The sequence below is a fragment of the Cyclobacterium sp. genome (assembly GCF_014762705.1).
Taxonomy (GTDB): Bacteria; Bacteroidota; Bacteroidia; order Cytophagales; family Cyclobacteriaceae; genus Cyclobacterium.
Genome location: NZ_JABURL010000007.1, coordinates 1 through 6,868 on the forward strand (window position 1 = coordinate 1; position 6,868 = coordinate 6,868).

General features: G+C 36.8%; 2 protein-coding genes. One reads left to right on the top strand and one right to left on the bottom strand.

What is annotated here, in order from left to right; genetic code table 11:
- Positions 1-365 precede the first annotated feature (365 nt).
- Entirely contained in the window at positions 366-5,285 is a 4,920-nt protein-coding gene (locus HUJ21_RS00055; protein ID WP_291366232.1) for a malectin domain-containing carbohydrate-binding protein, read from the top strand.
- A 67-nt stretch (positions 5,286-5,352) separates the two neighbouring features.
- Here HUJ21_RS00055 and HUJ21_RS00060 read toward each other — a convergent pair whose 3' ends face one another.
- Positions 5,353-6,804, bottom strand: a complete 1,452-nt coding sequence (locus tag HUJ21_RS00060; protein ID WP_291366233.1) for a hypothetical protein — start codon at positions 6,802-6,804, stop codon at positions 5,353-5,355.
- Positions 6,805-6,868 lie beyond the last annotated feature (64 nt).

Consider the following 6,868-nt stretch of genomic DNA (forward strand, 5'->3'; position numbering starts at 1 on the left):
AAAAAAATATTTTATGTTACTAAACATCATTTATGGATGATAGGCAATAAAAATAATTCCAAAAACACAATTGAAATCAAATAAAGAAATTATACAATTATTTAATCACCCCATGTCAATTGTTGTTAAAAATAAAATTTAGTATTAAGAATATTATACCCTTTATTATAAAAATAAGATGTATTTAAAGAATATCATTTTGGTATATATGAAATTCAAAAAATTTAATTGTAAAGGCTGAAATACCAAATTCAGACTTTATAAACCAGAAAAGATTAAACAAAATGAATATTCTCTCTAAAAATATCAAGACAGCAAAAGCACAAAGAACTCTAATTGATTCAAAACTTTTAAATGCTAATACGATGAAAAATCTAATTTCAATCCTGCTACTGCTCCTGGTGACCGCCACGGTTCCTGCCGTCAGCCATGGAGCTAGTTACTATTTTTCCCAGCAATCCGGAAACGATTCCAGAAGTTTTGCCCAGGCGCAAAACCCGGATACTCCCTGGAAATCTATCGAAAAATTAAACGCAATTTTTCCATCATTAAAACCCGGAGATAAGGTATTATTTAGAAGGGGAGAAACATTTTTCGGTACCATTGTAATGAGCAATTCGGGCATATCAGGTAATCCTATTGTAATTGGCGCTTATGGAAATGGGGAAAGACCCATAATAACCGGTCTTGTGGATATAAAAAACTGGAAATCCCTGGGCAATGGTATATATGAGTCTGTGCAAAGCGGACTTAAGGCCCAAAAAACAAATATGGTGGTGATTAATGATCAGGATATCGAAATGGGTAGATATCCAAATAGCAACAGCAGCAACAAAGGATACCTGAATTATGAATCAACTTCCTGGAACAGCATTACAGACAAAGAGCTTAGCTCATGGCCAAACTGGACCGGTGCCGAAGTTGTTATCCGAAAAATCTATTGGATCCTGGATCGCCATAAAATCACCTCTCATTCCGGAAGCACCATAACATATGCTTCGAACAGCGAAACCAACTATCAACCAAAAGCGGACTTTGGTTATTTTATCCAAAACCACATCAAAACTCTGGATCAGAAAGGCGAATGGTATTACGATGAAAAAAATGCCAAAATAAATGTTTTCTTCGGGAATGAATCCCCATTTGGAAATACAGTACAGGTAGCCACTTTGGACTTGTTATTAACGCAGGTGAAAAGGGTAGATCATGTAATAATTGAAAACCTACACTTTCGGGGAGCCAACAAAGATGCGATTTCCCTTGCCAATGGAAGAAATGTAAGTTTGAAAAATGCAAAAGTGGAGTTTGCCGGGGTCAATGGGATTTTTGCAGAAGGAAACGACCAATTGCTTTTAGAAAACAATGAAATAATTAATATCCATAATTCAGGATTAGATTTAAAATCCTGCGATGATCCGGTGATTAAAAATAACCTGATCCAAAACATTCAATTATATCCTGGAATGGGAAAATCGGGAGATGGTAATGGATTTGGTATTTTCTCCTCAAATGACAATAGCCGGATTGAAAACAACCAGGTCATCAATTCCGGATATGTCGGCATTCGATTTGGAGGAAATAATAGCCTGGTAAAAAATAATTTTATAAACCATTTTAATAAGACCAAGAATGATGGCGGAGGTATTTATGTGTACACAGGCTCAGGAAACGAAACCTATTACAATAGGAAAGTAATTGGGAACATCATTTTAAATGGATATGGAGTAGTCGAGGGAACCAATATCCGGTCTGCTCTGGCCAAACCCCAGTCTGAAGGCATTTACCTTGACGACAACACCACTGGAGTGGAAGTGGCCTATAATACCATTGCCAATGTTTCAAGCAAAGGCATTTACCTCCACAATGCACGTCATAACAATATCCACCACAATACGGTCTATAACAGCACTTATCAGATATTCTTCAGAAACGACGAAATGGGTGCTGATATCAGCAACAACCGAATAGAAAACAATATATTTTTCTCCCAAAATAGTGAGCAGAACAACCTAAATATAAGCTCCATCAAAAATGATATCGGAAAAATGGGAGTGTTTTCCAATAATGTATATGCAAGTCCGATGACCGATAATTACCGGATCATTAACAGGTACAACATGGGGACCATTTATGATGTTACCAAGGTATTGGACCTGGAAGGTTGGAAAAAAGAATACGGGATGGATACAGGGTCTAAAATACATCCTGTAAATATTCCCTCCTATGAAGTAATTGGGTTATTAGGGGATAACAAGTATGATAATGAAGGATTTACCAAAGACGCCAACTATGTAACCACAAAAAATGCCAAGACCTACTGGGAAAGCCAATCTAAACTTGACGGAGGGGCGCTTCGTGTAATTGGTTCCGGTACCTTTGAATTCAATGTTAGAATTGGAAAAGTTGAAAAGGGAAAAAATTATTTGATAAAATTCAGCGGTATTGGGAATAAGAATTTTGCTGGAAAAGCATATTTCAGACAAAAATATTCTCCCCATAATATCATTAGCGCAGTCAGTGCGGTGGAATTCAGCTACGAGAGAAACGAATATGAAATTCTACTAAGCCCTGCATCCTCTTCCGATGAGACTGTACTCTTGTTTAGCTTTACCAATGTTAGCAGTGCCGATTTTCAAATAGATAATCTGAGCCTGCATGAAGCAGATTTACAGTTGACCGATCCTGAAGAGATGATTTTGTTCGCCTATAATGACAAGAATACTGAGCAATCCATTAGCCTTTCAGGAGAATATGTAGATATGCATAACAACCCCCATACTGGAAGCGTAAAAGTAGCTCCTTTCCGGTCAATTATTTTGATCAAAACATCTGACAAAAACATTTCCCAGCCTGAACCAATACAGGAGGTAAGAGTGATCATTCCCGAATATGGCTCTGGTATGATTGAGGGAGATGACCTTCCCATCACTCTGGCTGTAGATGAGGGCAGAGAATTGGATGTGGAAAAAGTCAATTATTATTATTGTGAAAAACTAATCTCTACCGAAGAGGAAACTCCTTTGGCCAGTATCTGGAAAAGTATTCCTTATGGATCACATTATATTTATGCTGAAGCAGTTGATATTTACGGAAGAACGGTGTTTTCTGATAGCGTAGCTATTGAGGTAAAAAAAGAAAATGTCTTACCAGTAGTAAATTTTATTGATCCGCTCAATGATTTAATTCTTGACGCTGGAGAAGAAATCCAGATAAAAGCATCTGCTATAGATCTTGATGGTGCTGTGACACAGGTAAATTTAATGGTAAACGATAAAATAGAAGCCTCTTCCGCATCAAGCCCTTATGAATTTAGCTGGAAATCCACCACTGCAGGAACTTATAGCTTATTTTTGCAAGCCGTAGACAATGATATGGCGATTGGAATATCTTCCCCTGTGCAAGTGACCATAGAAAGTATTGCTGATGACATTTCAACTTCTCCCAATGAGCCTTCCGAACCTGCTGAAAACAACACAGTTACAGATCCAGGGTTTAGTCTTTTTGTGAATTTGGGCACACAAAAAGAAGTTTCCTATCAGGAAAATTCATTTATTGGAGAACAGGTAGTAACCAGCAGTATTATTGGAAAAACCTATACTTATTCTAATACCAAGTTTAATGAAGCCTTGTTTCAAACCGAAAGAAATGGTGAGGAATTCGCCATCTCATTGGATGTTCCGAATGGCACCTACACTGTTAAAACATACCATAATGAACTGTATTTTGGACATGGTGGCCCATCTGCAGGAGTAGGGAGAAGGGTGTTTGATATTGAATTGGAAGGGAAACAGGTGAAAAATAATTTTGACCTATACCTCGAAAACAACAATAAGCCAACAATATTGACTTTTACTACAGTTCAAGTGAATGATGGGAAACTGGATTTAAATATGGTTGCATCCAGTAACAGGGCTTCCATTTGTGGCTTGTCCATAATTACAGAAAATGATTTGGTTCCGGTATTGAGATTAAAAACGGGATATAACCAATCGGTAAGCTATGGTGGAGAAAACTTCAAACCAGATTATAACCTGAATTATTTCAGCACATCAAACACTTACACCAATAGCCAGGCCAGTGAAGAAAAGTTGTTCCAACATGAACGCAATGCACCTGTGTTAAAGTACAGCATTCCAGTAGAAAATGGGGTTTACACGGTAAAGACTTATCACAATGAACTTTATTTTGGAAAAGTCGGACCAGCCCAAAAAGCAGGAAACAGGGTGTTTGACCTATTTATTGAAAACAAACTGGTAAAAGATGATTTTGATCTTTTTGTAGAAAATAACAATCAGGAAACGATCTTGAGTTTCGAAAAAATTCATGTAAATGACGGGGTTTTGAATCTGGATATGGTTGCTAGTAACAACAGGGCCACTATTTCTGCGATCGAAATATTCAAAGAAACAAGTGAAGTACAGGCAGTCGAAGTAACAGACCATGTATTCCTGTTAAATACTGGAGGGAAAACTGATGAAACCCTTTCCGGTGACATTTTCCTTGCCGAGGAAAATAACACGCCATACTATAATTCCCCCTCCTACCGCTTTGAAAATAACCTGGCATCTCAGGAGAGGATCTTCCAGACCGAAAGGAATGGCGAAAATCTACAATACGCCATCCCAGTTCCAAATGGACATTATACCGTTCTAACCATGCACAATGAACTTTGGTTTGGCCAGATGGGTCCTTCTGCAAGTTCCGGAAGAAGGGTATTTGACATTGTGTTGGAAGACAAAACGGTAAAAGCAGGGTTTGATATCTATGTAGAAAATGCCAACGCCCCCACTATCCTGGCCTTCGAAGATATTGAAGTAACTGACGGCGTTCTGCATCTAAAAATGATTGCCAAAGAAAACAGAGCGAGTATTTCGGGTATAGCCATCGTCGGTACGGGAGCAAAAAGCGGAATAGCAGGTGCAAACCTAAGGGGATACCGGGAAATGTTCGGCAGAGGATATAAAGAAATGATTGGTCGCGGCTATAAGGAAATGGACCTATATGTAGAAGAGGAATCCGTTGAAAATGATATCAGAATCTACCCCAATCCGGCAAAAGATAAAGCTGTTCTGGAATTGGGTGAGGAAATAAGTCAGGGAAGGATTTTGATCCATAATATGAGTGGACAATTGGTCAGCCACTATGATTTGAACTGGATCAGGTCATCATCATCTCCAAATAAATTTACCATACCTTTAGACAACGTAGCTCAAGGAGTATATCTGATTAGCGTTTCAAAAGATCAAAGCATTATCAGCCGACAAAGGCTCATTGTTAATCCTTAAGGCGCAGTGTACATTTGAAATTTAAAAAAAGACAGGGCTATGTCCCTGTCTTTTTTTATATCAAAAATTAAAATATCCTGGCTTTAATTGCTATGTATCGCATTAAATTATAGAGGTGAAGTTTCTTCAATGTTGAAAAAACTTTCCGCTTTAATGTAGGGTTGACTGGCATAGCCATAATTTCAGGATTATTGTCTGAAAGAATTCGGATAATTTCCTTTTGCAGCTTATTAAAATGAACATCTCTGTCCTTTCTTTTTACACTAAGAAGCAGTTCAATAAGTGCCCTTGAATTGAAAGGAGATTTTACGGTTTTACCCATGGCATTCATTTCTGTTCTTCCTTTACTTAACCAAATCCCCATTCGTTCTTCCCAATAAAACAGATCTAAGTAATGATAGCCCTGTTTCTTAAACCCCGGTTTATCCTTTAACCAGCGTTCATATCCTTTAATGGGTAAATTCTGTTTATTAAAGCCTATTTTAAATGCTAAATCGGCAGCAGTGGCATTTTTTTGATAACCAAAAGAGTTCCTGGCTATTTCATAAATGTTCCCGTTGATATAAACACGGCCCTTAAACGCATCCGCACTGATCGTGCTGGTAGATGGAAAATCAACACTTTGACTGAAATTTGTAGTATCCTCAACGAATTCAATTGCGTCTTCTTCTATAACATGTAGTTTTTGTTGATAAATCGCAGTTATTTTTTTTGGCAATACAATGTCATAATGATTATGATCCATGTTTTTATGTTTAAAAACATAATATTTACATTTCTCTTTAACCTCAAGGCTTGCCAAAAAAAGTGTTCTGCTATCGAAACCTCCGGTAACAGCTAAAGCGAGATCACTGCGATAAGCTATAGATTTCAAATAGCCTTTTATCATAACTGCAGCCTTTTGAGCTACCTCCTTCAATGGCCTTTCCTCTCTGGGAAATAAAGGGAAAAACCGAACAGTAGTTTTTGAATTTAAATCAAGGTAGTGGTTTGGAAGTAAATGCTTGACATTTTTTACATGTGTAAATTCATTTACAAAATGCTTTTTTTTGGAAAATTCAATGGATTTAAAAAAATTAATACTGTCTTCATCTTCGTGGGGTACCAAGTCCACTACTTCAGCGAGCAATTTTGGTTGAGATCCAAAATTTTGATAATTCACATCGTAATAAACCTCCTTTTGACCACAGGCATCATTAAAAAGGAAAATTTCACCATCAGACTGGTAAATGACAACAAAATCACCTGATAATTTTGAAAGTTGATAAATTAAATCAATAATTGAAACGTCAATATCCAAACCCTCAACGATTTTTTGATTGGATTGTTCTGGAAACTCCCAATCATGAACATAACCCAATAAAAAAAAACTTGATATGTTGGTTTCTTTTTTTGTCAAGTTCAATTTGGGGTGACAAAAAAGAAAAAAATCTCCAATATTCTCTTTGTTCCAACTTTCATCTGTCCAATTTGGGGCAAATGACATTGACTTCGTCAAAATAAATTGATTATAAAACATGATATACCATTAAGGATTGGGTACTTTAATTTTAATTAATTTAGAAAATTTAATTTGATTTTTT